Below are 24,801 nucleotides of genomic sequence, written 5' to 3'. Positions count from 1 at the left end.
CAACGTTCGAATCGCGCGTGTTCACAAGGGCGATCTTCGAATGCGCGCCGTCCATGTCCGTGAGGGTCGCCACGGCGAAGTCCTTTTTGCCATGCACCCATTCCGAATGGTCGAAGGCATAGCCCGAAGGGGCCGGAACCGTGCGCAAGAGAGAACCGGCTGTGTCCGCAACCAAAATGCGCTCGTGCACGTCGTAGGAAGAGCCGACGAATTCCGCGCCGATGGCGCCGCCGAAATCAAGGAAGAGCGTTTCGCCCGTCGAATCCGAAAGCGAGACGTTGCGGGCCTGCCCCCCGCCGTACCAGAGCCGCTGTTCGCCGTCCACATTCGCCCGGAAAAGGCGCGCGCCCGAAACTGCGAGACGCCCGTCCGAGGAGACGCCGCCGTTGTACGTGCCGTCGAAAAGCTTGCGGGGTGTGCCGAATTTTCCGCCCGCAAAGGGGACGCTCCACGTCGATTCCGTTTTCCATGCAGCTTCGTCCGCATTGTTCGCCGCACTCGTCACATAGACGATTTCCGTGTCCGCGCCCACGACACGCCAGCGCGGAATCGCTGCGCTTTCCACATCCAGAACGGCATCGTCCAAAACGCCCGCCTGCAAGCTGCGGACGTGCAGTTCCGAATTGCCCGATACGCCTTCGGGCCGCGTACAGTAGGCCACGCGCTTTCCGTCCGGGGATATGGCCGGGTGGTAGCCGTCGCTTTCGGTCAATTCAACAACTTGCGGCTGCGAAGCGTAAAAATTTACAAAAGCGATATTTCTTGTTTCATCGTCCCGGAAAGCGAGGATTGCGCGGGAGGAGCCCAGCAGTTCTTGCAAACGTTTGTACGTTGCCATGAGTTCGACGGAAGATTCTTCCGCGCGGTCTCCGGAGTCAAGCCATGTCGCGTTCGGGATTTTTCCAAACGCCAAGCGGAATCCGACGTAAAACGCACGAGTCGCAGAGGTTACCGTATAGACATCGCCACGTGCATGCAACGACATGTTCGATGCCGCATTGCGGAAACTACCGCCCTTGACGACTCGCTCGCCAAGAGTGCCTGCGGATTTCTGCCCGAGGAAGTTCGAAACTGTCGTATCCCGAAATCGACCAAGATAGTCATTCGACCATTCCATTGCGTTGCCAGCCATGTCGCAGACGGAATTCGAAGCATCCTTTACGTCCGAAACCGAACATGGGACGTGCAATTCATAATTTGAATTGCCCGAATTCCAGCTAGCAAACGGATTCCAGTCTTGCGCCGCGACAAGTATCCATTCCGCTTCGGTCGGAAGCCTGTAGGCATCGGCTTCTGGCAAAAATTCCAGGGTTTCGAGATTCGTGCAGTGTCCTTCAGAATCGTAAGCGGCGGACGTATAAATGTAGGCCGTGTCGAAGCCTTCGGACTTGCTGCGGGCATTCGCATAGAGTACCGCATCATACCAGGTAACGTTCGTGATCGGAAGTGTCGAATCGCAATCGAAATTTTGGAGTTCGTGCAAAAATTCAGCACAAGTGACTTCGCGCTTGCCAATCGAAAAGTCGTAGGAGAATTTAGAGGTCATCGCAGGACGTTCATTCGCCATTGCACCCGCGGCATCTGTGCCAAGTTTCACCAAGGCCCCCGTAGCAAAGACTTTGAGCATGCCCGCATGAGCGGAGTCGAGTTCAATCGCAACGTCGGAAGCATAATCGGCGGGCCGCGAGGAGGAGGAACTATCCGTACAGGAGGTCAGGCCTAAGGCTATCATGAAAGCTATTGAAGCTGTGAGAATCGTTTTCATTTTTGATAAAGGAGTTGAGTGAGAGAATCCAATCGAGACATGAATTGCCGCGCTCCAGCCGAAGCTAAATGATCCGTATTCGCAGCGGTAGAGTCCGCATAGTCATGATAGCCCATTTTATTTTCGTCCATCAGGCTAAAATTTAAAAACTGCTTTTCACAAGCGCGCAAAGAATCGATGATATTTTTTGCCGCAGAACGGCTAGGGCCGTAACGCCCCCACGAATCCGTTTCTTTATACCTGGGATTCTGCGGAAAAAGAACACCGATTACACGAATTTCTTTCGATTCGGCAAGTGCCAAAAAATTTCGAAGAGCTTTTAATTGAATTTCCACCTTTTCAGGATTTTTTTCGGCCCACTGGTAATCGGATTCAATAATAGGATCTCCCCAGCCCGATCCAGGAAGCTCCGCAAAACCTTTGGTTTCCCGCAAATTTTGATACCCTTGAGAAGCCGGATAAGAGCTTTGCACAAGACTAACAAAATCTTTCGGAAGTCCCTCTTTCCAAAATCCATGGTTTGCATCATAAAGATAACCGGGAGCCGCAGCCAACATCTGGTCACGATAGACTTCTATGGTCTGCCAATTGTCTATGTCCACAGAAATCACTAGCGTTTTCAGCCGAGGAAGATGGTTCCAAGCATAATTCTCGGCGATGTAATAAATAAGCGACATATCATTGCTCGAATGTCCCATATTGATGCTTTTTGCATCGGGAATAAATCCGTGCAAAATTCGAGAAGAACCCAGAGCCAAAACTTCAATGGAATCTTTATTGCACCAAAATAATTCCATTTTAACGCGCATCTGATTTTGCGGCTCCGTTCCATTCGGCAACAAATACACCCCCGCGCTGTCCAAGTCCAGTTCAAAGTCCGAGACATTCAGCCCATCCACCCACAGGTCCGGATGCCAGAGTTCCGCGCCGGCTGCGAGATCCGTCACGTTCGAATCGCGCGTGTTCACAAGGGCGATCTTCGAATGCGCGCCGTCCATGTCCGTGAGGGTCGCCACGGCGAAGTCCTTTTTGCCATGCACCCATTCCGAATGGTCGAAGGCATAGCCCGAAGGGGCCGGAACCGTGCGCAAGAGAGAACCGGCTGTGTCCGCAACCAAAATGCGCTCGTGCACGTCGTAGGAAGAGCCGACGAATTCCGCGCCGATGGCGCCGCCGAAATCAAGGAAGAGCGTTTCGCTCGTCGAATCCGAAAGCGAGACGTTGCAGGCCTGCTCCCCGCCGTACCAGAGCCGCTGTTCGCCGTCCACATTTGCCCGGAGAAGGCGCGCGCCCGAAACCGCGAGACGCCCGTCCGAGGAGACGCCGCCGTTGTACGTGCCGTCGAAAAGCTTGCGGGGAGTGCCGAATTTTCCGCCCGAAAATTTTACCGACCAAGTCGATTCTTTTTTCCAATCCGTTTCGTTCGCATTATTTCCGGTACTCGAAACGTAAACGATTTCCGTATCGCCTGCGACAATTCGCCAACGCGGAATGGCAGCGCTTTCGACATCGAGCTTTACCAAATTCGAACCGTCCGAATTCAAATCGCGGACGTATAACGCCGACTTTCCCGAAATGCCTTCGGGCTTGGTGCAAAATGCGACGCGCTTTCCGTCCGGAGAAATCGCTGGATGATACGCGTCGAGAGTATCTTTGATTTCAATCGCCCGCGGCGAAGAACTGAGAAAATCGACGAAGCCGATGCGCTGCGTTTCATCATCGCGGAAAGCGAGCTTTGCACGATACGTTCCTAAAACAGTTCGCAATTTTTTGTAATCGGTTAGCATCGAAATATGATAATCCGCTTTGATTTCGGAAGCGGGCGCAAAACTCGTCTGCAAAAGCGCACCGCGCGCCACGCGAAAGCCGACATAATTAGCGTACATCGCCGGCGTCACCGTATAAATATCTCCGCGCGATTTCAAATTGATATTTGCCGCAGCATTCCGAAAACTGCCGCCTTTCAAAACAATTTCGTTGAGCGAATTCGGCGAGCCCGCGCCCGCAAAATTGACAACCGTCGTATCGTTCCATTCGGCGAGCCAATCATTCGTCCACTCCGCTACATTTCCCGCCATATCGCAAATTCCCGCAGCGTTTTTCCCCGCAGAACAAACCGCGTGCGATTCGTAATTTGAATTTTCCGAAGTCCACGCATTTTTCTTCGGATTCCAACCTTGACTCGCTGCAAAAATCCATTCCGCTTCCGTCGGGAGACGATAACCATCATTCGTAAAATCGCGGCGCAAATCTTCTAAATAAACCGCGTGATTTTCGTCATCGCGAAGCACCGTGCGATACGCATAAAATGTGTCCAATTTTACTTTTTTAGAAAGTTCATTCGCGTACAAAACCGCATCGTAAAAAGTCACATCGACAACAGGCTTATTCGAATCCGCTGCCGAAAATTTTTCGCCCATGAGTTCCGCATATTCGCGCTCTGTAACTTCGTGTTCGCCGACATAAAAATCGTAAGTAAATTTCGCCGTTAAATGCATTGATTCGAGTTGAACCGAATCGCCCGTCGCTTTTAATCGCGCAAGCCCTTCAAACGCATCCGAAATGTCATCGGCATCCGAAGCTTCATTCGCACAAGAAATGAGAAAAAAGAAAATCGAAAGAAGTAAAAAACGCATAAAGAAAATTTAGAAAATTCGCTCTGCAAATTCTTCTTTATTTTGCCGAAATTGTCTTATCCCAAATCGTGTAAGCGTCGTCACGATAAACGTTTTTCCAATCAGATTTTTTTTGCATCGCCGAATCTAAATTTTTCCAGAGAGAAATATAACGAGTCGGCATCAACGCTCGATAAATTTGCAAAGAATCTGCTGCGACAAAAAATGCCTCTGGATTTTTTGCAAAGTTCAAATAATTCGCCATAAACGTGGAATCTTTTAAAATAAATCTTCCGTCGGCAAATGTTTTTTGTGCGGGAATTTTCCACGAAATATAACCGCCCGAACGATCGTCATTGAATAAATTTTGATTCGGTAAAAGCGGATGATTTTGCAAATAAATTACCGCATTCATCGGAACGCGTTCTTGTGAAATCGCTTGGAAATTTTTTCCTTCAAAATAAGCGGGAAGACTGCGCAAAAAACTGCCCGCAGAAAAAGACAAAATTAAAATGGCAAAAATAAAAATGACATTTCCAAATTCCGCTTTTTTCTGCGGAAAAATCTTCAAAAAAATTTTTCGCAAAAGCAAAATGAACGAAGGATTCCAAAGAATAAGAAGAACAAATGGGAAAAAGAAAATTGTCAAATTGCGTTCCGCAAAAACCGCGAGAAATGCTGCGATAAGAAGCCAAGCGATTCGCCAAATTTCCATCGAACATTTTTTTTTCAAAATAAAAAACGCAGCAATTCCCACGAGCAAAAGAAGTGTCGCCATCGAAGCGGTATTTTCATGCAACAAAAGAAGAGTTGAAGGCGCACGATTTTCCGCAATTTCAAGCGCAAAAATTTGCGATGCCGCAGAACCTCCCATCAAACGATCGAGAAGTCCGAACGGATAAGCGAACAAATAATTCCCTTGAAAATGCCACAGCGGAACGGAGAAAAGAATGACTAAAAAACAGGATGAAAAAATTTTCGATTTCTTCGTCATTCGATTCCAACTTAAAAATATCGCCATCGCCGAAAGCCCACAACTCAAAGGGAAAAGTCCTTGCGTCCGAATCCAAATCCATTGTGTAAAAAGTAAAATCGCCGCAGACAAAAAATATTTTTTAGAAATCGGCGGCAAAAGTTGCGGAAGCAAATTCCAAAAAATGCCGAGGAATAAAAGCGAAAGAAAAATCGGGCGACATTCCAACGCATAACGAAAAATAAATGCGCACAAAACAGCGAGCGAAAATTCAAAAAGTCGAATTTTTCTTTTGCACGGAAGCACCCAAAGAAAAGCGACAATTCCCCAAGCAACTGATTTCAAAAGAACTAATCCAAAAGCCCCCGCCACCGAATGAACCGCATAAACAATCCACTGAAAAAAGAGATGCACATTGATCCACGGCGTCCGCGAAGGCGTCCAACAAAACGGATCTTTTTCGGCTAAGCCGTTTTCGAAAAAATCGCGGGCACTCGCCAAATGCCACCAAATATCGGAATCTGTCAGCGGAAAAAACGCAAACGCAGCGACGAAAAAAGCAAATAAAATTTTAAACGGAAAATGCACCGCAGTTCATTCCGCAATTATTTGCGCTCGTCCAATTTGCGCAGAGCAATGCGACGATTATCGCGGATTTTCGGATACGCAGGGAAAAATTCAGCCGCGACTTTATACCAAGCGAGAGCCGCTTGCGGATCCGATTCCAATTTGGCGTTACCTAAATTGAACGCGACAATTCCCAAGAATTGATTGCGATATAATGCTTTTTGCATTGCGGCATCCCAACTGCCCGCGGCATATTTTTTTCGATATTCTTCGTGCGAATAATTAAAGCCTTCGCGATTGGGCTCGAAATTTCTGCCGTTCACCGAAAAATACATATGCCCCGGAATGAGATACGCTTGCGCCTGAATACCGCGCACTTCGGCGAGCATTAGCGCTAACCACGAAACGCCCACGCAGCCTGTATTTTTTTCTTCTAAAATTTTCGTTGGCAAAATGAGTTCGGGAGTTTGCGCGTGATCTGCGCCCGCAAACTTTAATTGCCAATGCTCCCAGAAAAGCGATTTCACTGCAGAAATCGTATCGTGAGAAATCGCAAGAACGCTGTCGTAATAAGCGAGTCCTTCTTTCCACGTTTCATTGGATTCGAAACATTGCGGTTCTAAATTTGCAAAGGTGCAAGCCGCTTCGACGAGAGATTTTTCTTTTTTGCTCGGCGTTAACGCTTGAAACGCAATAATAATCGACATCAAGCAGGCCGAAAAAAGTAAAATCGGTTTAACAAGAGATCTAGAAAACATCCCACTCCAATGGCGATTGCCAGAAGTCGCGTAAAGTCATCATATAGATAACAAGACATTTTGATTGTAACGATTTTTTGTCCTTCACCATTCGGTGACGAACTCCGGGTCCTCCGCCCCAACTTGTCATCACTTGCACATCCAAACCCAACGCAAAAGCGAGAAGCGATCCGGGACCGCCTGATTTTCCATCGACGGATTCAAAGACACCGGTGAACGAATCGCCCATCAAAAGAATCGGACTATTTTTTCCGCCCGAATACGGTTTTGCGTCTCGGTAAATTTTTTTCACTTCTAAAGTTTCGGGAGAAAATGCGGACTGTTCCGCCGTCGGTAATTGCTGAATCAAATCGCCTTCGCGAAGAATTGTCGTATCGCGCATTTCGAGAACGCCAGGAGTTGCGCCGCTTTCTGCATACCACGCATACGAAGCAATTTTTTGCGCGAGTTCTTCGAGGGCGGCAAGTTCTGCAGCGAGAGCCCAATGCGTATCAAATTTTTGGAAGGAATAATGCGCTTCATCATCGCCCGCTTTTGCAGAACGAAGCGCCGGATAAATATCGAGCACATCAATTCCTGCGGCGAGTAATTGGCGAATAAAATCTCGGCCAGCGACATCGACGCAAAGTTCCGGAGAAGTTCCCGCAATTAAACGTTCCGCATAAATCGATTCTTTCGTCGGAACAGGAACAACGAGGAATTGAATTTCTAAAGAATCCAAGAACTGCTTCAATTCAAGCAATCGCGGAAGCGGATTATGAAGCGAATCTTGCGCCGAAAAATCTTTTGCTAAAAGCGAATTCGCATCGCGGCGAAACCAAAGCATTCCGTTTGCGTTCCACGCATTTTGTTCGGGCGGAAGCGAATCCAAAACCGCAGACAATTTCTGCTTAAAGTTTTCGGTTTCTGCATTTTCCGGGCAAACGTCTTCGAGAGATTCTAACGCTTGATTTCTCCACGAAGAATCGAGGTCGCGTTTCCGAATCCATTCTTTTTCGACGCTTTCATTGGCTGCCGATTCTGAAACAGCATTTCGGAATGCGGGCACATCAAAAGCGACCCACATCGGCGTTCCCATCGGATTTCCGCGCATCACCGAAAACGGCGGCGTTCCATTCCAAATTTTTCCAGGAGTATGCACTTCTAAATCGGTATTATAAGTCGGATACAAATACGCAGCGAGAGTTTTCGCCCAATCCAAAGCCGCTTCTAAATTCAAAGTTTCAGCGGTATAAGTTTGATAAATTTGCACTTCTTTTGCAGACGGTTTCTGCTTTAACTCGGCCCAAAACGGAGAAATTCCCGTCCACGGACGCGGTTCAATTTTTAACCACCAACTGCCATTTTCTGCATTTTTCGCCCAGTATAATTTTTCCACTTTCTGAAAATCTGCGAAAACATTTTGCTGATTCCATTTTTCGCTTTCAATTTTTCGGATGATAATCGCGAGAGAATCCCCCGCTCCTTTGGCGTAAAGATATTTGGTAAACGGTTCCCAAGCGAGCGGTTCTAAATTTTTCAAAAATTCCGGTTCGGTTTCCGAAAAATTTTCGAGCATCGAAAACGGATATTCCGAAATTCTCACCGTTAATTTTTTCGCATTTTCGGGCAATTCCATTTTCCCGGCATCGCGAATCGGATTTTTATAATAAGCAGCAAAATCGAGAGCCGATAAAGTCGGAAGCGCTGCGGAATCTTTCACCGCCACATGGCGCACTTCACTAGACGGCGCAACAGAATCGACGGAAAAAGGAATCGTATTCGTATTTGTATTCGACGCGACAATTTGTGGCGTTTCCGCATTTTGTGACTTCGAAACGACCGTTGAAGAGGACTGCGAAGCGCAGCCGATAAAAAGCAGAAAAAGGGCGATAAAGCTAAGAAATTTCACTCTCTAAATTTAGAAAGTTTTGCACTATTTTTTGCAAGATTCCGCGAGAATTTGTTTCTCTTCTTCGGCCCACTTTTCAAAGTCATTACTTAAAAGTTTCGCACGCACTTCTTGCATTAAATGCAAATAAAAATGCAAATTATGAATCGCCGAAAGAGTCCAACCGAGAGGCTCTTTCGTTTTGAAAAGATGGCGCAGATACGCGCGGCTGTAATTTTTGCAACAATAACAATCGCAATCGGGATCGAGCGGCAAATCAAAATCCGAAGCAAAACATTCATTTTTATACCGCAACACGCCGCGACTCGTATAAGCCAAACCATCTTGAGCGTGCTTCGCCGGCAAAATACAATCGCACATATCGACGCCGCGAGAAATGAGCTCGAGCAAATTCCACGGCGTCCCCACTCCCATCACATAACGGGCGCGATTTTTCGGCAAATAATCCGTGCAAAAGTCCGCGATGCGATACATAAGTTCTGCGGGTTCACCGACAGAAAGCCCGCCCATCGCATAGCCGTCGGGCGCAATTTTTATCAATGCTTCAATCGATTTTTTGCGCAGTTCCAAATGCATGCCGCCTTGAACAATCCCGAAAAAATATTGCGGATAACCGAGAATCGGCGGATTTTCATCAAGCCATTTTTTAGCGCGACGCGTCCAATTTAATGTATAACGCAGCGAAGTTTCCGCTTCTTCAAAAGTGCTCGGATACGGCGTACATTCGTCAAAAGCCATGATGATGTCGGCTCCGATTTCGCGTTCAGCAAGCATGACGCTTTCGGGGGTAAAAAGATGCCGCGATCCATCGAGATGACTTTGAAAATGCACGCCTTCGTCGGAAATTTTTCGAAATTGCTTTAAGCTCCAAACTTGAAATCCGCCGCTATCCGTAAGCATCGGACCATTCCAGCCCATAAATTTTTGAACGCCGCCCGCCGAAAATATCTGCTTCGTCCCCGGCCGCAAATAAAGATGATAAGTATTCGCCAAAATAATTTCGGCCGACATTTCCCGCAAATCGCGGACAGAAATTCCTTTCACCGTCGCATTCGTCCCCACCGGCATAAAAACGGGAGTGTGCACATCGCCATGCGCCGTATGAATGCAACCAAGCCGCGCTTTTGACCTTTCCGAAGTTTGAATCAATTCAAAAAACACGAGAGTAAATTAGAAATTAGGGATGAGCTCAAAGATCTCATTTTTTTCCCGTGTAACGCTGCATGGACATCTCAAAAGGGTTTTGAACATCTCGCGCAACGCTGCATGGACACTTCAAAAGGGTTTTGAACATCTCGTGCAACGCTGCAAGAACCCTTCAAAAGGGGTTTGAACATTTCGTGCAACACTGCATGGACACTTCAAATGGGTTTTGATGATTCCGTGCAACACTGCATGGGCACTTCAAAAGGGTTTTGAACATTCCTGCAACACTGCATAGACACTTCAAAAGGATTTTGAGCCATTCGCATCGACTCGATGAGGCTTTTTCATGCGCTGATGACGGAGCACCGCGAAGCGGTGCCATTCCTCATTTAAAACAGGTTGGGCGCTTGCCTTTTGGCTTCTTCCAAAGAAACCGTTGCAACCGTGGCTTTGTTTTGCGAATTATCATGCCGCAGAGATTCTTGCGCCGCATAAAGTTCATTCAAAAAGTCTTTGCGCTTTTTCGGATTCATCCAACGTTCCATTAAACTAGCGCTCGATCCCGCATCGCGAGAATAGATGACAGGGGCATCGGATTCCGGAGCGATTTTAACGGCGGTGTGAATTGCCGAAGCGGCTGCCCCGCCGACCATTAACGGTGTTTTCAATCCTTCGGCTTTGAATGTTTTCGCGACATTGACCATTTCATCGAGACTCGGCGTAATCAGTCCCGAAAGTCCCACCATATCGGGCTTATACTTTCTCACCGCTTCGACGATTTTTTCACACGGAACCATCACGCCTAAATCGATCACTTCGTAATTGTTACAGGCGAGAACAACGCCGACGATATTTTTTCCGATATCGTGCACATCGCCTTTCACCGTCGCCATCACAATTTTTCCGGCGCTTGCGCTTTCGCCTTCTTTTTTGCTCGCTTGAATATACGGCATCAAATGCGCAACAGCGCGCTTCATCACGCGTGCGCTTTTCACCACCTGCGGCAAGAACATTTTTCCTTCGCCAAAAAGAGTTCCGACTTCGTTCATCCCGGCCATCAAAGGACCTTCGATGATTTGCACCGGTTCTGCGATTTGCGTGCGCAATTCTTCGACATCGGCTTCGATAAATTCTTCGATGCCTTTGACCATTGCGTGCTTAATGCGATTTTCAACGGAATCATTACGCCAAGCGAGAATGTCTGCGTTCGCATTTCCGGCGAGTTTACGATTTTTCACCGTTTCTGCATACGCGAGAAGTTTATCGGTCGCGTCTTCGTTGCGATTAAAAATCAAATCTTCGATTAAATGCCGTTCTTCTTCGGGAATATCTTCGTAAACAGGAAGAACGCCCGCGTTGACAATGCCAAAATCCATTCCCGCTTTGCCTGCATGATAAAGGAAGCAAGAATGCATACTTTCGCGGATAGAATTATTTCCTTTAAATGCGAAACTCAAATTGCTCACGCCGCCGACAAGATGGGCTAGCGGTAAATTTTCTTTCACATAGCGACAAGTTTCAATGTAATCCTTCGCATAATCGGCGTGCTCTGCCATGCCCGTTCCGATGGTCAAAATATTCGGGTCAAATAAAATATCTTCGGTCGGGAAATCGAGTTTATCGACGAGCAAACGATACATCCGCGTACACACTTCGCGCTTGCGTTCAAAACTCGTCGCTTGTCCTTTTTCGTCAAAAGCCATGCAGACAACGGCAAAGCCGTGACGGCGAATTTGTTCTGCTCGATAGAGGAATTTTTCTTCGCCCTCTTTTAAGCTAATCGAATTGACAATGCCTTTGCCTTGGACACATTCCATGCCCGCGACCAAAACATTCCAACGCGAGCTGTCAATCATAATCGGGCAACGCGCCACGTTCGGTTCCGACATCAAAAGATTCAAAAAATGAATCATCGTTTTTTCGGAATCGATCATGCCATCGTCCAAGTTGACGTCGATGACTTGTGCGCCGCTTTCCGCTTGCATCACACCGATGTTCACGGCTTCTGTGAAATTTCCTTCGCGGATTAAATTCGCAAATTTCCGCGAGCCCGCGATATTCAAACGTTCGCCGATGTTGACGAAACGGCTGTCCGGAGCGACTTCCAAACTTTCCAAGCCCGAAAGCAGAATGTGACCGGATTTCTTAGGAATTTTCCGCGGCGGTTTTCCTTTTAAGATTTCTGCAAAATGCCGAATGTGATCCGGAGTCGTTCCGCAGCAACCGCCGACGATATTCACCAGGCCTTCTTCGGCGTAGCGCAAAACCCATTCGCCCATCATCTCGGGAGTATCATCGTAACCGCCGAATTGATTCGGAAGTCCAGCATTCGGGTGCACCGAAACGCGGAAGGGTGCGTTTCCCACATCGCGCAAATGCGGAATCATATCTTTTGCACCGAGAGCGCAGTTAAAGCCAATGCTAAAAAGCGGATAACTTGAAAGCGAATTCAAAAATGCCTTCGCCGTTTGCCCCGAAAGAATACGTCCCGACGCATCGGTAATCGTTCCCGAGACCATAATCGGATACATTTCGTGGCGTTCATCGCAGATTTCTTGAATCGCATACAATGCCGCTTTCGCATTTAATGTATCGAAAACCGTTTCGACGAGAAGAATATCGGCACCACCGTCCAAAAGTCCGTTCGCCGAAATTTTATACGAAGCGACGAGTTCGCGGAAAGTGACTGCGCGGACAGCGGGATCGGTCACATCGGGGCTAATGCTCGCCGTCTTCGAAGTCGGTCCAATCGAGCCTGCGACAAAGCGACGCCGCGGTTCTTTTCCCGCTGCTAAATCTTCTTCTCGTTTCACCGCAATGGCGCGCTTCGCGACTTCGGCGCTCGCCTTCGCCATCGCGTAAGCAAAGTCTTCTAATTTATATTCCTTCTGCCCAATCGGAGATGCGCCAAAGGAATTCGTTTCGATAATATCAGCGCCCGCATTTAAATATTCATGATGCACCCATTCTACTTTATCCGGACTCGTGAGCGAAAGCACATCGTTATCGCCCTTCAATTCGATTTCGGAATCGAGAAATTGCTTTCCGCGGAAATCCGCTTCGGTAAGCTTCAACCGTTGAAGCATTGTACCAAAACCGCCGTCCAAAATCAGAATGCGTTCTTCGGATGCGGCGAGCAAGTCTTTATACGAGTTGGAAAGCGGCAAATTCATCGTAGTCTCACAAAAAGAAAGGGTGAATTAAAGTTTATGCATATTTTTAAATATTTGCATAAATTATAATAATTTTTGCGTCCGCTGACAAGGATTTTTCTTCGTATTATTTTTTATGCAACCGAAATCTTTCCGAAAGCATCTAAATAATAGAATGAACGAAAAAGAGATTCTCAAAAGACTCCAAAAAGGAGATGTTAGCGCTCTCAAAGCGGTCTGGGAAATGCACAGTTCCCATGTTTTGAATCTCGCTTTCCGCATTCTTTTGGATAGAGACAGCGCCGAAGATATTTTGATGGATGTCTTCGTGCAAATTCCCGAAGCCATTCATTCCTTTCACGGAAATTCTGCGCTTTCGACTTGGCTTTATATGCTTACAAAAAACGCGTGCCTCATGAAACTACGCAAAGAAAAAGCGCATTTAAGAATTGAAGAAACGCGCCATTTCGAAATCCGCGAAACCGCTTTTGGAAAACGCGAAGAAACCGAAGAAATTCTCACGCAGAATGCTCTTTCTTGCGGACTTTCCATTTTAACTCCCGAACAGCGAAGCCTCCTTTGGCTAAAAGATGCCGAAGGCTTTGACATGAAAACGTTGTGCGAAATTTTTAACGCTCCCGAAGGCACCTTAAAATCCAAGCTTTCGCGAGCGCGCGCCCAAGTCCGCGAATTTTTAAAAAAGGAGAAATCCTATGCAAGAAGAAATTGATTTTTCAAAGCTCACGCGCTTAACGCCGCGGAAAGATTCGTGGGACAAAGTTCTCGCCCGCATTCAAGAAAAGCAAGAAAGTAAACGTTTTCTGCTTTTCCGCAAACTTTCGTCCGCAGCCATCGCCGCAAGCATTTTGCTCGTCGCCGGCGCATGCTTTATCGGTATGGGTTCGTCGAATTCTTCCTTTGAATCAGAATTTCAAACCGAATCTTACTCGTGGTTTTCTTCTTTAGGTTCAGGAGAATCCGTGAGCACATTTGCCACCGCCTTTGACAATTACTATCCCACAGGAGAATAAGAATGAATAAATTCAAAATTTTCTGGTGTTCTGGAATCATTCTTGCCGCTGCCGCAGGATTTTTCGCCGGTTCCGCAGTTTTTCGCCACGAACAGAAAATACAAAAAAATTGGGAAAGCGATGAAATTCATCCCGGCGATGAATTTCGCCATTTCAAAAAACCGACGCATTTCGAATTCAAGCAAAAAATGGACAGTGCGCTCGGCCTTTCGAAAACGCAGCAAATTCAGCTCGATTCCAACGGTCGCACCTGCGATTCCTTGCGCCGCGAGATGAAAAAAAGCATACGCAACGCCGAAATGCGCTTACACGATATTTTAGAAGCCGATTCCGTAAGCGAAGCGGATTTATTATCGGTGCGCGCAGAACTTTTGCTTCTCAACGAAAAAAGATTGGATCAACGCATCGCGGACATTCGCTTTTTCAAGAGCGTTCTCACCCATGAACAAGCGGAAAAATTCAAATCTTTCGGTAAGAAATTTGAAAAAATGAAGAAATTTTCCGATAAAATGCCGCATCCAAACGATGAACCGCCACCATTCCCAAGTGAGCGTCATCACAATGGCGAAGGTCCTCTCCCGCCGCCACCAAATTCAAATTTTCACCATCCGGAAATGGATTGATAAAATTTGAAAATTAAAAGTTCTTTGCAACATTTTTTTTTCAAATACCCCTTTCCTACCGCAAAAAAATTTGTTATATTATAGGTGTAATTGATTTCCTCCATACCCCAAACAGGTGTAGGTCTCTTCGGAGGCCTACACTTGTTTTAAACGGTTTTTTGAAATTTTTCTTTGAAATTTTTCATTTCGCAATTCCCATTTTTCAATTTCTCTTTGCAAAAAAAAAAACACGCTGCGTGAACAGCGTGCCTTTCAAATTTCTTCGTAAAATTCAGCGATCTAGAATGGAATAGAAGAAAACGCTCAATTTATCTGCAATCGTTTTGATGCTGTACTTTTCTAAGAGATCTGCGACTTTCTGCGGGTTATATTCAAAGCGCCCCGCAAGGACATCGTCTAAGACATCCAAATAACCTTGCACATTATCTGCGGGAGTGACCAACGGACAAACGCCTTCAAAAATTTCTTTGAGCGCAGTCGTTCCGGCGCAAACGACAGGAGTTCCGCACGCAATCGCTTCGAGAGGTGGAAGCCCAAAACCTTCGTAGAAAGAAGGCATCACAAACAAATCCGCATGGCGATAAAATTCGCGGAGCATCGGCGCTGCGAGATTGGAAAAGTGAAACACATTTTGCAATTCGCGTTTTTCCACTTGATAATTGATATCGCGAGTCATCTTGCCGATGCGCACAAACGCGATATCGGAACGCTCTTTTGCCATATCCAAAAAGGTGCCGATATTTTTTCGCGGTTCAGGAAGGCTCACATTCAATACGAGCGCACGAAATCCCCGAATCCCTAAATCTGCGCAGAAAGAATCCCGCTTTGCTCGGTAAAGCATCCTATCGGTTTGCAAATGATAATAGAGCGCATTGAGCGGAAGTCCTGTCACCGCATTCGGTCGCCCTGCGATGCCGTAATATTTTTCCGCTTCGCCTTTGGAATAGCGCGAATTGTAAACGAAGCCATCGGCCTTTGCGGTCGGCTTTGCATAAAATTGCGAAATCAATTTGAATTTTAAACTAAACGGATAAAGAGTTTCGGCAAATGTATCGTGAATTAACACAACCGTTTTCGCTTCGGGACAAGCTTTTTTGGCGACAGGAACCAAAAATCCAATTTCGGGACGAATGAAAAAAATAATCGTCGGATTTAATTTTTTGAGCGATTCGGCAAGCGGCGCTTTGAATTTGAAAAATCCCGAATAAAGAGAATTCGCCCAAAGAGATTCGCTTTTAAGGCCGCGTTCTTCGGGAAGAGCGGCGTCATCATTCGGAAAATACTTCGGCGTTTTTAACCAAAGAATACTGACATCAAAATCGGCAAAAAGTGTGCGTTCCAAATCAAGAGCCAATCTTCCGAAACTAGTTCTTGAATTTTTATCGCAGACAATGACAACTTTCTTCTTCGGTATCATACAAGTTAATTTACAATTTTCCGGCGAAAGAAAGTTTGAAAAATTGCTTCATTTATCTTAAAAACACAATGGAAGCATTCGCAATTCCTGCAAACATTCGATTTTGCGTGGATAAAAAAACGGCTAATTTCTATTTTATGCAAAATGAAACCTCGGATTTTTGCCGCGCTCGCAACTTATAACGGAGAACGTTTCCTTCCGGAAATGCTTCGTTCGCTTTGCCAAGTGACGCGTCCGCTCAATAGAATTATCGCTATCGATGATGCGTCTTCGGATGCGACGGTTTCGATTTTAGAAAGCTTTCAAGAGAAACTTCCGCTGCAAATAATTCGCCGTAAAAAAAATGGCGGTCATCGCATCGCCTTTTCCGATGCGTTTCACGAAATTCAGCAAACCGCATCGCCCGAAGATTTCGTTGCCATTCTCGATCAAGATGACATTTGCATTCCCGAAAAATTTTCGCTTTTAGAAAATGCGCTTGAAGAAAATCCTGCGGCGACTCTCGCCTTCGGCGACGCTTGCGTCATCGATGAAAACGGAAAACAAATCGCTTCATCGTGGCGTAAACTCGCGGGCATTTCTTCCCACATTTCTACGATTTCAAGACTTTGCGGAACCAATAATGTCAACGGTTGTTTGTCGCTTTTTCGCGCTTCGCTTCTTCCCAAAATTTTACCGATTCCCGATTGGATTCCCGTTTACGACGAATGGATTTCACTTTGCGCGGCGAAGTCGGGAAATATTTTAGCGATTGAAAATCCCGTTTTAAATTATCGTTTGCACGGGAAAAATTCCATCGGGCTCGGACCGCAAATTGCGATGTCGCAATCGTTAAAAATTAACATTCGCGTTTCCAACGGACTTTTGCAATCGGCAAAACTTTTAACGCTGACTCCCGAAGAAATTGCATTCGTTTCGGAATACAAAAATTTTTTAGAACGCAGTCTTTCGCACTCGTGCAATTTTCATTGGATTCCTTGGCTTTGGAAAAATCAATGCGAACTTTATCCCGGTTGCAGCGCTTCGCGCCGTTTGAAAAAAATTTTCGGCGCTAGTTTAGGATTTCCATTTTGCAAACGTTTCCTCGGAAAAAATTAACGCAGGATTTGAACGATGAAAATTGGAATTGATGTAAAACTTTTGCGGTCCAATTCTGCGGGCATTAAAGTCTATTTGGAAAGTCTGTTAACGGAACTTCAAAAAATAGATACTGAAAACGAATACATTCTTTTTTCGCCATCGCCTGTTTCTTATAAACTTTTTGCTAAAAATTTTTCGTATCGCATTTTACCGACGCGACTTCCCGGAATTCTTTGGCAGCAATATGAATTGCCGCATTTTGTAAAAGCCGAAAACATTCAAGTTTTTTGGGGTCCGGAGCAAACGATTTTTTTGAAAAAATTACGTGGCGTTCGAAAAGTGCTCACCGTCCACGATTTCGTTTACCGTCGATTTCCGAAGACGATGGAACGCAGCGTGCGTTTGATTACCGCGTATTTCGGCACGCGCTCTATTCGAAAGTCCGATGCGATTGTCTGCGTTTCAAATTTTACGGCGCAAGAATTGAAAACGCTTTATCCGTCCATTCAAGCGGAAAAAATCCGAGTGATTTCAAACGGAATTGCGGAAGAAAATACTCGCACTGAATTTTCGAAAAAAGAAGATTTTCTTTTTTTCTCGGGCAGTTTAGAGCCGCGAAAAAATTTGCAAACTCTCTTAACCGCTTTAGAAATTCTCGCGAAAAAAAATATTCGTCCGCAATTAAAAATCGCAGGTCCCGCCGGTTGGAAAAATCAAAAATTTTTAGACCAACTGAAAAATTCGCCCATTCAAAATTCCGTTGAAATTCTCGGTTTTGTAAGCCCGCAGAAATTGTGTGAACTTTATCAAACTTGTCGCGGATTTGTCTTCCCCACTTTATACGAAGGCTTTGGATTGCCCGCATTAGAAGCGCTTCAAAACGGTGCACGCGTTTTAGTTTCGTCGCATTCACCGATGCAAGATTTTTTAGGCCCTCTCGGCATTTATTTTGATCCGCATCGAACCGAAAGTTTAGCAACTGCCATTGAAAATTTTTGGATGCATCCCGAAAAAGCTTCTTACACAAAAGAAGAAAATGAAAAACGCCTGCAAATTTTAAAACAATTTTCGTGGGAAAATTCTGCGCAAAAATTAAAATCTCTTTTTGAAAATCTCGGGGAGAATTCTCGGTGAAAACGCTGATTATTTTAGTCACTTATAACGGGTTTGCGCTGACAAAAAATTGTCTTCAAAAACTTTCTCTTTTGCCCGATGAAAATTGGAAAATCGTCATCGCAGACAATCAAAGCGCAGACGGAACTCCCGAAAAAATTCGAAAAGAATTTCCGCAAGTAACCGTTTACGAACTCGGCGAAAATCGCGGATTTGGTTTTGCAAATAATGAAGCATTTCGCAAAAGTTTTGCAAAAGAAAATTTTGATTTCGTTTGCTTTCTCAATAACGATACCATTCCTTCGCCCGAAACTCTTTTGCGCTTAACAAAAGACTTGGAAGAATCTTCGCAAAAAATAATCGCAGCGCCACTTGTTAAAAATCAAGACGGCTCATTGCAGCGCACCGATTACCGTTTTATTTCGGCTTGGGAATTTTGGACGAACGCTTTTCGGAGCGTCGCTTCTGCCGATGTCGTCTTGCACGGAAAAACAAAGCCGCTCGGAAATTCCGAGTTACTGACCAATGATTGGGTGAATGCAGTCTGCTGGATGATGCCCGCAAAAGCTTTCCAAGAAATCGGCATGTTTGACGAAAAAATTTTCATGTATTACGAAGATCAAGATTTCGCTTTCCGCGCCAAAAAATGCGGCTATATTTTCGTCATCGATCCAAATGCAATTCTCATTCATTTGGGCGGCGGTTCTGCCAAAAGTTCTTTTTCGCGAAGCATTCAACACGATTCTTCGCAGCTTTATTTTTACGGAAAACATTTCGGTTTCCGCGGAAAAATTCTTTCGCATTCTTTCCGCGCTCTCCGCAGTTTTTTACGCATTCTTTTCCAACTTCCCCGCTGTATTTTTTCTAAATCTTCGCGGGAAAATGTTTCTCTGCACTCAAAACTTTTCCTTTTTGCCTTGGGAATTTTCCCGTTCAAAAAATGATGAAACGCATTCTTCTTTCGCTTTTTCTCGGCGCTGAATTTTTGTTTGCGACTCTTCCGGGTCACATCGGATTCGGCGATTCTTCTACATATTTCCGCGTCCGCGGAACTCTCGGCGATTCGCTTTCGGTTTCGCGATTTGACAATACAGAACAAGATGACAAGCATAAAGAAAACAGTTTGTTTGTCGAGCTTTATGTCAACGGAAAAATTATGCAAAATTTGAGTTTCCGCGCGAAAGCTCGTGTCACAAGCGATAAAACTTCGCGGACTTATACCGATCCCGGATACAATCCGTACAACGGAATTCCGTTTAATGTGCAAAGCGATAATTCGAGGACTTGGGATTATTTTACAGCGACGACCGAATATAAAATTGGAAATGTCGGACGCATTATGGGCGGCGTTGATTATCTCGAATGGGGACCTGCCCGCCGCAATAAATTAACTCTTAAAGGCGACTTAACGCATTATCTTCCTTGGATGGATACGACCGATCACATTTCGCTCCCCGCGCCGACGCCTTATCTCGGTTACGAATTTACGATTGGACCGTTAACTTATACGCAATACGCTGGAAAACTTTATCACGATAAACACAAAGACAAATATTTTCATGCGCATCGTTTAAATCTTTCTCTCCCTGCAAACATTGACTTTGGCATTAGCGAAACTTTGATTTACGGTTCTACCGTGGAACGCGCCGGTTCAAATCCGAATGAAGATGCCGACAGTACAAATCGCAGTTTTCAATGGCTTTACGCCGCACCTTTTGTGCCGTATATTTTTGCGCAACATTACACCGGCGATTTAGAAAATACCGGACTCAGTTTTGATGTCAGCGTGAAGACAATTCCGAAGTGGGAATTTTACGCCGAAATGCTTTGGGACGATATGAAAAAAGTGACGACGATGTTCGATGATTCTTGGTGGGGAAATAAATGGGCGGCAAGCGTTGGCATCGCGACCGATAACCGCAAAATCGGTCCCCTTCTCGTTTCGTATAATTCGGAATTTACTTGGATTGAACCGTGGGTTTATACGCATCACAAAGGCGCCGGTTACACTTACACGCATTACGGGCAATATTTCGGTTCAGAACTCGGTCCGAATTCGCGGGAATTTTTCACCGAAGTCAAAGCCGCTTATCAAGCGATTGAAGTTTCTTTCTTCGCATCAAATGTGGCGAAAGATTCTGCATTCGGCAGTAATGTTTACGACATTCACACGCCATACGATCGCACGGACCGCGATTTTCTCGCAAAAGAAACCACGATTCGTTACCGCGAATTCGGCTTCGGCATTAAAATGCAACCGACTGAATGGCTGTGGGCAAATTTTTCGCAGAGTTTTTATACCGGTGATTATGAAGGTTACCGTATGAGCGGAAGCGCCGGAGTCACGTGGTAAAATGAAATTTTGCACCAAAAATGCGAGTTCATTTTCAGCGGATTTCTTTTCAGTTTTCAATTCTAATTATATTGTAATTATCTTATGACTTTTGACGAAATTCAAACTTACGCAGAAACGCTAGCGAAAAAAGCCCGCGTCGCTTCTGCAAAAATTCGCACTCTTTCTGCCGATGTTCGTAATCATGCTTTGCAGCAAGTCGCCAAAGCGCTCCGCGCCTCCGAAGCAGAAATTCTCCAAGCAAATTCCTTGGACATCGAAAATAACAAAGCGACTCTTTCGGCAGCGAAACTAGATCGTTTGACGTTGAACCATGACCGCATTTTAGCGATGGCGAAAGGCGTCGAAGAAATCGCCTCTTTCCCCGATCCGCTGAACCGCGTTTTGGAATCGCGAAAGCTCGAAAACGGCGTTGCCATTTCCCGCGTTTCGGTTCCGCTCGGCTGCGTTTTCTTTATCTACGAAAGTCGCCCGAATGTAACGATCGACGGTGCTGCGCTCTGTTTTAAATCAGGCAATGCAGTCGTTTTACGCGGCGGAAAAGAATCCATTCATTCGTCAAAAATTCTCGCTAAAATTTTCCGCAGTGCAATCGCATCTTGTGGCGTGGACGCTGACGCGGTGCAGTTGGTCGAAGAAACCGATCATGCTGTCGTCACCGCTCTTCTCAAGCAGCGGGATTATTTGGATTTGGTCATTCCTCGCGGCGGAGAAAATTTAATCCGCGCAGTCGTCGAACAAAGTTCTATTCCCGTCATCAAACATTTCAACGGAATCTGCCACGTTTACGTGGACAAATCCGCCGACATTGCGATGGCAACGAAAATTGTGGAGAACGCAAAAACGCAGCGCTGCGGCACTTGCAATACCATGGAAACTTTGCTTCTCGACAAAAATCTTTCGGACGAATCGATTGAAAAAATTCTCGCTCCGCTTCGTCAAAAAAATGTGGAAATGTTCGGCGATAAAGAAACCGCTCTTCGCATTTCGGGCATTCAAGATATCGGCGACGCAAGCAATTATCATCACGAATATCTCGCTTTAAAATGCAGCGTAAAAATTGTGGACGGCGTTCAAGCTGCCTGCGAACACATCGAAAAATATTCCAGCCGACACACCGAAGCGATTGTCGCAAATGATCCACAAGCGCAAACTTATTTTTTGAACAATGTGGATTCGTCAAGCGTTATGGTGAACGCAAGTACGCGTCTTGCCGACGGTGGCGTTTACGGGCTCGGTGCAGAAGTGGGAATTTCTACCGATAAAATTCACGCTCGCGGTCCGATGGGCGTCGAAAGCCTTTGCACTTACAAATGGATTTTGCTCGGCGACGGACAAATCCGAACCTAAAACAATCCGTATGGAGGAAACATGAAAAATCAATGGAATGGCATCTTCGCCATTTTCGCACTCACCTTTGCCCTCTTCACCGCCTGCGATAATAGTTCGTCTGCATGCGAGAACGATTCGGCACACGGCAATTTCATTTCTCAAAATTTTGATTACATCATCAAGCATCCGATTATTGAAATTTCCGATACCGGCGCCGTTAATCGCGCGCAGATTTTTAATTTCTCACCATTTTAACCATTTTTTTCAAAAAGGATTTTTATGAATTTTGAAGAAATTTTAAGCGAAGTAAAATTCGAAGTCAAATTTGGCGACGAAATGCTTGCGCCCGCAATTGTTCAAGACGCCGACAAGCACGATGTTTTAATGCTTGCTTGGATGAATCAAGAAGCGCTTCGCCGCACCGTCGAATGTGGCGAAATGGTTTTCTGGAGCCGGAGCCGCAAAGAATATTGGCACAAAGGCGACACGAGCGGAAACGTGATGACCGTTGTCGAATGGGCAGCAGATTGCGATTCGGACGCTCTCCTTTTTAAAGTGCGCATGCACGGTCCGCAAGTCGCTTGCCACACAGGAGCGCGCAGCTGCTTCTTTAAAAAATGTGAAAAATAAAACCCATAGGAGAAAAAATGAAAAAACAACTTTTACTCATCGCATTCATCGCTTTCGGTTTAATCGCCTGCGATAATTCATCTTCTGCTTCCGATGACAATGGCGGTCGAAAAGCCGGCGATAATTCATTGGAATTAAAAATTCCCATCGTCGCTTGGGGCGAAGAAGACGGCTACCCCTATTACCAAACTTTTGAACCGTTCTGCTACCGCGATGAAGATGACGGGACGATGATCTGGTACGATGATACCTTGACCGCCAGAGGCGAAGACTATAAAGACTACATTTTCCCAAAATATTTCTACTTGATTTACAAAGACACATTATGTACCTCCTTTGAAGGCGGTGATTTAGAAGATTATCATGATTACTCCTATTCTGTAATGACTGGAAATAATGCCACTATTTTTGGGTAATGGAAAATGGAACCATTCCAATATGAAGAAGGAGAACAACGGAGTATTAGTTTAATTGCTGATGTAAAATTCATTTATACTCAAGATACTTTATACCAATATGGAACTCCGTTTGAGGATTTTTCAAGTTTAATCAAAAACCCTTTTCTAATCGATATGACCATCGGTTATTTAGAAAGCGCCATGCTAAAAGGTCAAGTTCCAAATCAATACACCAATCGATATGGATTTGATTCGGAAAATGCCTCTGTGACTTCGGCGAATTCATTTAAATTAAACTTGTTGGCGGATACCGTTTCTGTTTCTATGAATATCACACTTATCTCAACTGAAGAAACCTCTTCTTCAATCAATGTAACTAATGAAAATAAGACCTGCAATTTAACTGTAACAGAAAAATCGCTAACCAAGGAAACTTGCAAGGAACAGGAAGACCTTTATGGCGATTACGATGATGTCTTCAAGATGACAATGAATTACGACGAAGCAACTCCTTGCTTACAAGAAATGCTTGCGAAAACGATTGCAGCTTCCATGCAAGAAAACTCCATACTTTATAAGAAAGCGGCAGAGGAAAGAAAAAGCTTCCATTCGTATTTCCGCCAAATGCTAAAACGCAAACGCTAAAATGATGAAACTTGTAGCCTTATTTTTGTGTGCTTTATGCACTTTGAGTTTTGCAGAAAATCATTTAGAAAATTTAGATGAACTGCATAAACTGGGAAGCACTTACTATGCCTACCCCACTCCAAATGTAAAATACACAAAAGCACCCAAAGGCTACAAGCCTTTTTATATAAGCCATTACGGTCGTCACGGCAGCCGATTTCATTATAGCGCAGACGATTACATTTATTTATACAAGACATTGGCGAAAGCCGATTCTTTAAATCAACTGAGCGAATTAGGAAAATCTTTATTCAAACGCATCAAATCATTTTATGAATATGCAGCGAATCGTGCGGGCGATTTAACGCAACTTGGAGTCAAGCAGCACCAAGAAATTGCAAAACGCATGATTAAAAATTTCCCCGAAATTTTCAAAGATAGCGCACAAATCGAAGCCTATTCGAGCACATCCATTCGCTGCGTTTTAAGTATGGCATCTTTTTTAGAAGAATTGCGCGCACAAAAACCAAAGATTAAAATTCATCAAGAATCAAGCAAATATTTAATGCGTTTTATATGTCCACTCGAATTTTCAAAAATCATTAACGAAACTAACACGCAGTCTTGGCAAAAAGAAAATGAAAAGCTTTACAGCCACGTAAACCCCAGCCGTTTAATCCATTTGATTTTTAAAGATTCCCTTTATGTCCAAGAAAATCTTGATGCGGGAAATTTTTATTCAAAACTTTTTGAAATTACAAATAGCCTGCAAAATGTCCCCGAAATACAAACCGAATTATATGATTTGTGGACATACGATGAACTTTTTGCCAAATGGAAAGCTCAAAATGCTTGGTGGTATAATACTCTTGCAAGTAGCCCGCTTTCAAATGCGAAAGGCTTAGAAAACGCAAAACCTCTTTTACAAGATATTTTAACAAAAGCCGATTTGATTCTCAATGATTCTAAAAAAAATAAAGACCATGTAAAAGTCACTTTGCGATTTGGACACGATACCGTTATTTTGCCCTTTGCAGCTCTTTTGCAATTAGAAAATGCAAATGTGAAAACTTCTGATATGGAAAATTTGCACCTTGTGTGGAAAGACTACGAAATTAGCCCGATGGCAGCCAACTTTCAATTTATTTTTTATCAATCAAATCAAAAAGATTCCCCTATTTTAGTAAAACTTTTGCATAACGAAATCGAGCAAAATTTACCCATCGAATGCGACAAATTAAAGCACAAATTTTGCCCCGAAAAGCCATACGTTTTATACGATGATTTCAAAAATTTTTATTCCAACATTTTAGCAAAGTAAGGCTTTAAA

The 24,801-nt window shown here is 44.9% G+C and carries 21 protein-coding genes; 13 read left to right on the top strand and 8 right to left on the bottom strand.

The genetic code is table 11. The features are described 5' to 3' along the window. From B0H50_RS01460 to metH, 7 genes are all read right to left on the bottom strand, one after another. Nucleotides 1–1,765, bottom strand: a 1,765-nt coding sequence (locus B0H50_RS01460) for a TIGR02171 family lipoprotein (protein ID WP_146193654.1), incomplete at its 3' end; no start/stop codon positions are given. After that, nucleotides 1,762–4,401, bottom strand: coding sequence for a TIGR02171 family lipoprotein (locus tag B0H50_RS01455; RefSeq protein WP_109587127.1), 2,640 nt, complete (start codon nucleotides 4,399–4,401; stop codon nucleotides 1,762–1,764). The genes B0H50_RS01460 and B0H50_RS01455, both read right to left, overlap by 4 nt. A 37-nt stretch (nucleotides 4,402–4,438) precedes the next feature. Next, complete coding sequence (locus tag B0H50_RS01450) at nucleotides 4,439–5,941, bottom strand: hypothetical protein (protein WP_106198119.1); 1,503 nt, start codon at nucleotides 5,939–5,941, stop codon at nucleotides 4,439–4,441. A 17-nt stretch (nucleotides 5,942–5,958) separates the two neighbouring features. Next, the gene (locus B0H50_RS01445) at nucleotides 5,959–6,627 is read right to left on the bottom strand and encodes a hypothetical protein (protein ID WP_146193652.1); all 669 of its coding nucleotides are present in this window, start codon (nucleotides 6,625–6,627) and stop codon (nucleotides 5,959–5,961) included. A 40-nt stretch (nucleotides 6,628–6,667) separates the two neighbouring features. Continuing rightward, nucleotides 6,668–8,569 carry an alginate O-acetyltransferase AlgX-related protein gene (locus tag B0H50_RS01440; RefSeq protein WP_109587125.1) on the bottom strand — a complete coding sequence of 634 codons (1,902 nt, stop codon included), beginning with the start codon at nucleotides 8,567–8,569 and terminating at the stop codon, nucleotides 6,668–6,670. Between the two features lie 24 nt (nucleotides 8,570–8,593). After that, a complete protein-coding gene (tgt, locus tag B0H50_RS01435) occupies nucleotides 8,594–9,730 on the bottom strand; it encodes a tRNA guanosine(34) transglycosylase Tgt (protein ID WP_109587124.1) in 1,137 nt (378 codons plus the stop codon). Between the two features lie 374 nt (nucleotides 9,731–10,104). Further along, a complete protein-coding gene (gene metH / locus B0H50_RS01430) occupies nucleotides 10,105–12,888 on the bottom strand; it encodes a methionine synthase (RefSeq protein ID WP_109587123.1) in 2,784 nt (927 codons plus the stop codon). 154 nt (nucleotides 12,889–13,042) lie between these two features. Between metH and B0H50_RS01425 the strand changes: the two genes are divergently transcribed. From B0H50_RS01425 to B0H50_RS01415, 3 genes are read left to right on the top strand one after another with little or no spacing between them, the layout of a single operon-like run. Then, nucleotides 13,043–13,597, top strand: a complete 555-nt coding sequence (locus tag B0H50_RS01425; RefSeq protein ID WP_106198158.1) for an RNA polymerase sigma factor — start codon at nucleotides 13,043–13,045, stop codon at nucleotides 13,595–13,597. Further along, nucleotides 13,581–13,898: a hypothetical protein gene (locus tag B0H50_RS01420; protein ID WP_106198114.1), complete on the top strand. Its 318-nt coding sequence runs from the start codon at nucleotides 13,581–13,583 to the stop codon at nucleotides 13,896–13,898. Before B0H50_RS01425 ends, B0H50_RS01420 begins: the two co-directional genes overlap by 17 nt. Before the next feature lie 2 nt (nucleotides 13,899–13,900). Beyond that, the gene (locus B0H50_RS01415; protein WP_109587122.1) at nucleotides 13,901–14,521 is read left to right on the top strand and encodes a hypothetical protein; all 621 of its coding nucleotides are present in this window, start codon (nucleotides 13,901–13,903) and stop codon (nucleotides 14,519–14,521) included. A gap of 271 nt (nucleotides 14,522–14,792) precedes the next feature. Here the strand turns inward: B0H50_RS01415 and B0H50_RS01410 are convergent, their stop codons facing one another. Continuing rightward, entirely contained in the window at nucleotides 14,793–15,938 is a 1,146-nt protein-coding gene (locus B0H50_RS01410; RefSeq protein ID WP_106198112.1) for a glycosyltransferase, read from the bottom strand. A 144-nt stretch (nucleotides 15,939–16,082) separates the two neighbouring features. On the opposite strand from B0H50_RS01410, the gene B0H50_RS01405 reads away from it, so the two are divergent. The 10 genes from B0H50_RS01405 to B0H50_RS01360 all read left to right on the top strand — a co-directional run bounded on the left by B0H50_RS01405 (nucleotide 16,083) and on the right by B0H50_RS01360 (nucleotide 24,792). After that, nucleotides 16,083–17,036 carry a glycosyltransferase gene (locus tag B0H50_RS01405; RefSeq protein WP_106198111.1) on the top strand — a complete coding sequence of 318 codons (954 nt, stop codon included), beginning with the start codon at nucleotides 16,083–16,085 and terminating at the stop codon, nucleotides 17,034–17,036. 15 nt (nucleotides 17,037–17,051) lie between these two features. Continuing rightward, on the top strand, nucleotides 17,052–18,152 hold the full coding sequence (locus tag B0H50_RS01400; protein ID WP_109587121.1) for a glycosyltransferase family 4 protein: 1,101 nt from the start codon (nucleotides 17,052–17,054) through the stop codon (nucleotides 18,150–18,152). Further along, a complete protein-coding gene (locus tag B0H50_RS01395) occupies nucleotides 18,149–19,075 on the top strand; it encodes a glycosyltransferase family 2 protein (RefSeq protein ID WP_106198109.1) in 927 nt (308 codons plus the stop codon). The genes B0H50_RS01400 and B0H50_RS01395 overlap by 4 nt, the downstream gene beginning before the upstream one ends. Beyond that, entirely contained in the window at nucleotides 19,072–20,484 is a 1,413-nt protein-coding gene (locus B0H50_RS01390) for a hypothetical protein (RefSeq protein ID WP_146193651.1), read from the top strand. The genes B0H50_RS01395 and B0H50_RS01390 overlap by 4 nt, the downstream gene beginning before the upstream one ends. 84 nt (nucleotides 20,485–20,568) lie before the next feature. Further along, nucleotides 20,569–21,834, top strand: a complete 1,266-nt coding sequence (locus B0H50_RS01385; RefSeq protein WP_106198107.1) for a glutamate-5-semialdehyde dehydrogenase — start codon at nucleotides 20,569–20,571, stop codon at nucleotides 21,832–21,834. Between the two features lie 21 nt (nucleotides 21,835–21,855). After that, nucleotides 21,856–22,071, top strand: a complete 216-nt coding sequence (locus B0H50_RS01380) for a hypothetical protein (RefSeq protein WP_106198106.1) — start codon at nucleotides 21,856–21,858, stop codon at nucleotides 22,069–22,071. A gap of 24 nt (nucleotides 22,072–22,095) precedes the next feature. Beyond that, nucleotides 22,096–22,446, top strand: coding sequence for a phosphoribosyl-AMP cyclohydrolase (hisI, locus tag B0H50_RS01375; protein ID WP_106198105.1), 351 nt, complete (start codon nucleotides 22,096–22,098; stop codon nucleotides 22,444–22,446). 17 nt (nucleotides 22,447–22,463) lie between these two features. Beyond that, the gene (locus tag B0H50_RS01370; protein WP_106198104.1) at nucleotides 22,464–22,862 is read left to right on the top strand and encodes a hypothetical protein; all 399 of its coding nucleotides are present in this window, start codon (nucleotides 22,464–22,466) and stop codon (nucleotides 22,860–22,862) included. 6 nt (nucleotides 22,863–22,868) lie between these two features. Further along, nucleotides 22,869–23,489 carry a hypothetical protein gene (locus B0H50_RS01365; protein WP_106198103.1) on the top strand — a complete coding sequence of 207 codons (621 nt, stop codon included), beginning with the start codon at nucleotides 22,869–22,871 and terminating at the stop codon, nucleotides 23,487–23,489. 1 nt (nucleotide 23,490) lies between these two features. Beyond that, complete coding sequence (locus B0H50_RS01360; RefSeq protein ID WP_106198102.1) at nucleotides 23,491–24,792, top strand: histidine-type phosphatase; 1,302 nt, start codon at nucleotides 23,491–23,493, stop codon at nucleotides 24,790–24,792. Nucleotides 24,793–24,801 lie beyond the last annotated feature (9 nt).

This window comes from Hallerella porci (genome assembly GCF_003148885.1).
Lineage (GTDB): Bacteria > Fibrobacterota > Fibrobacteria > Fibrobacterales > Fibrobacteraceae > Hallerella > Hallerella porci.
Note: the sequence above shows the minus strand (reverse complement) of the source record. Positions and strands in the feature narration are given on the sequence as shown.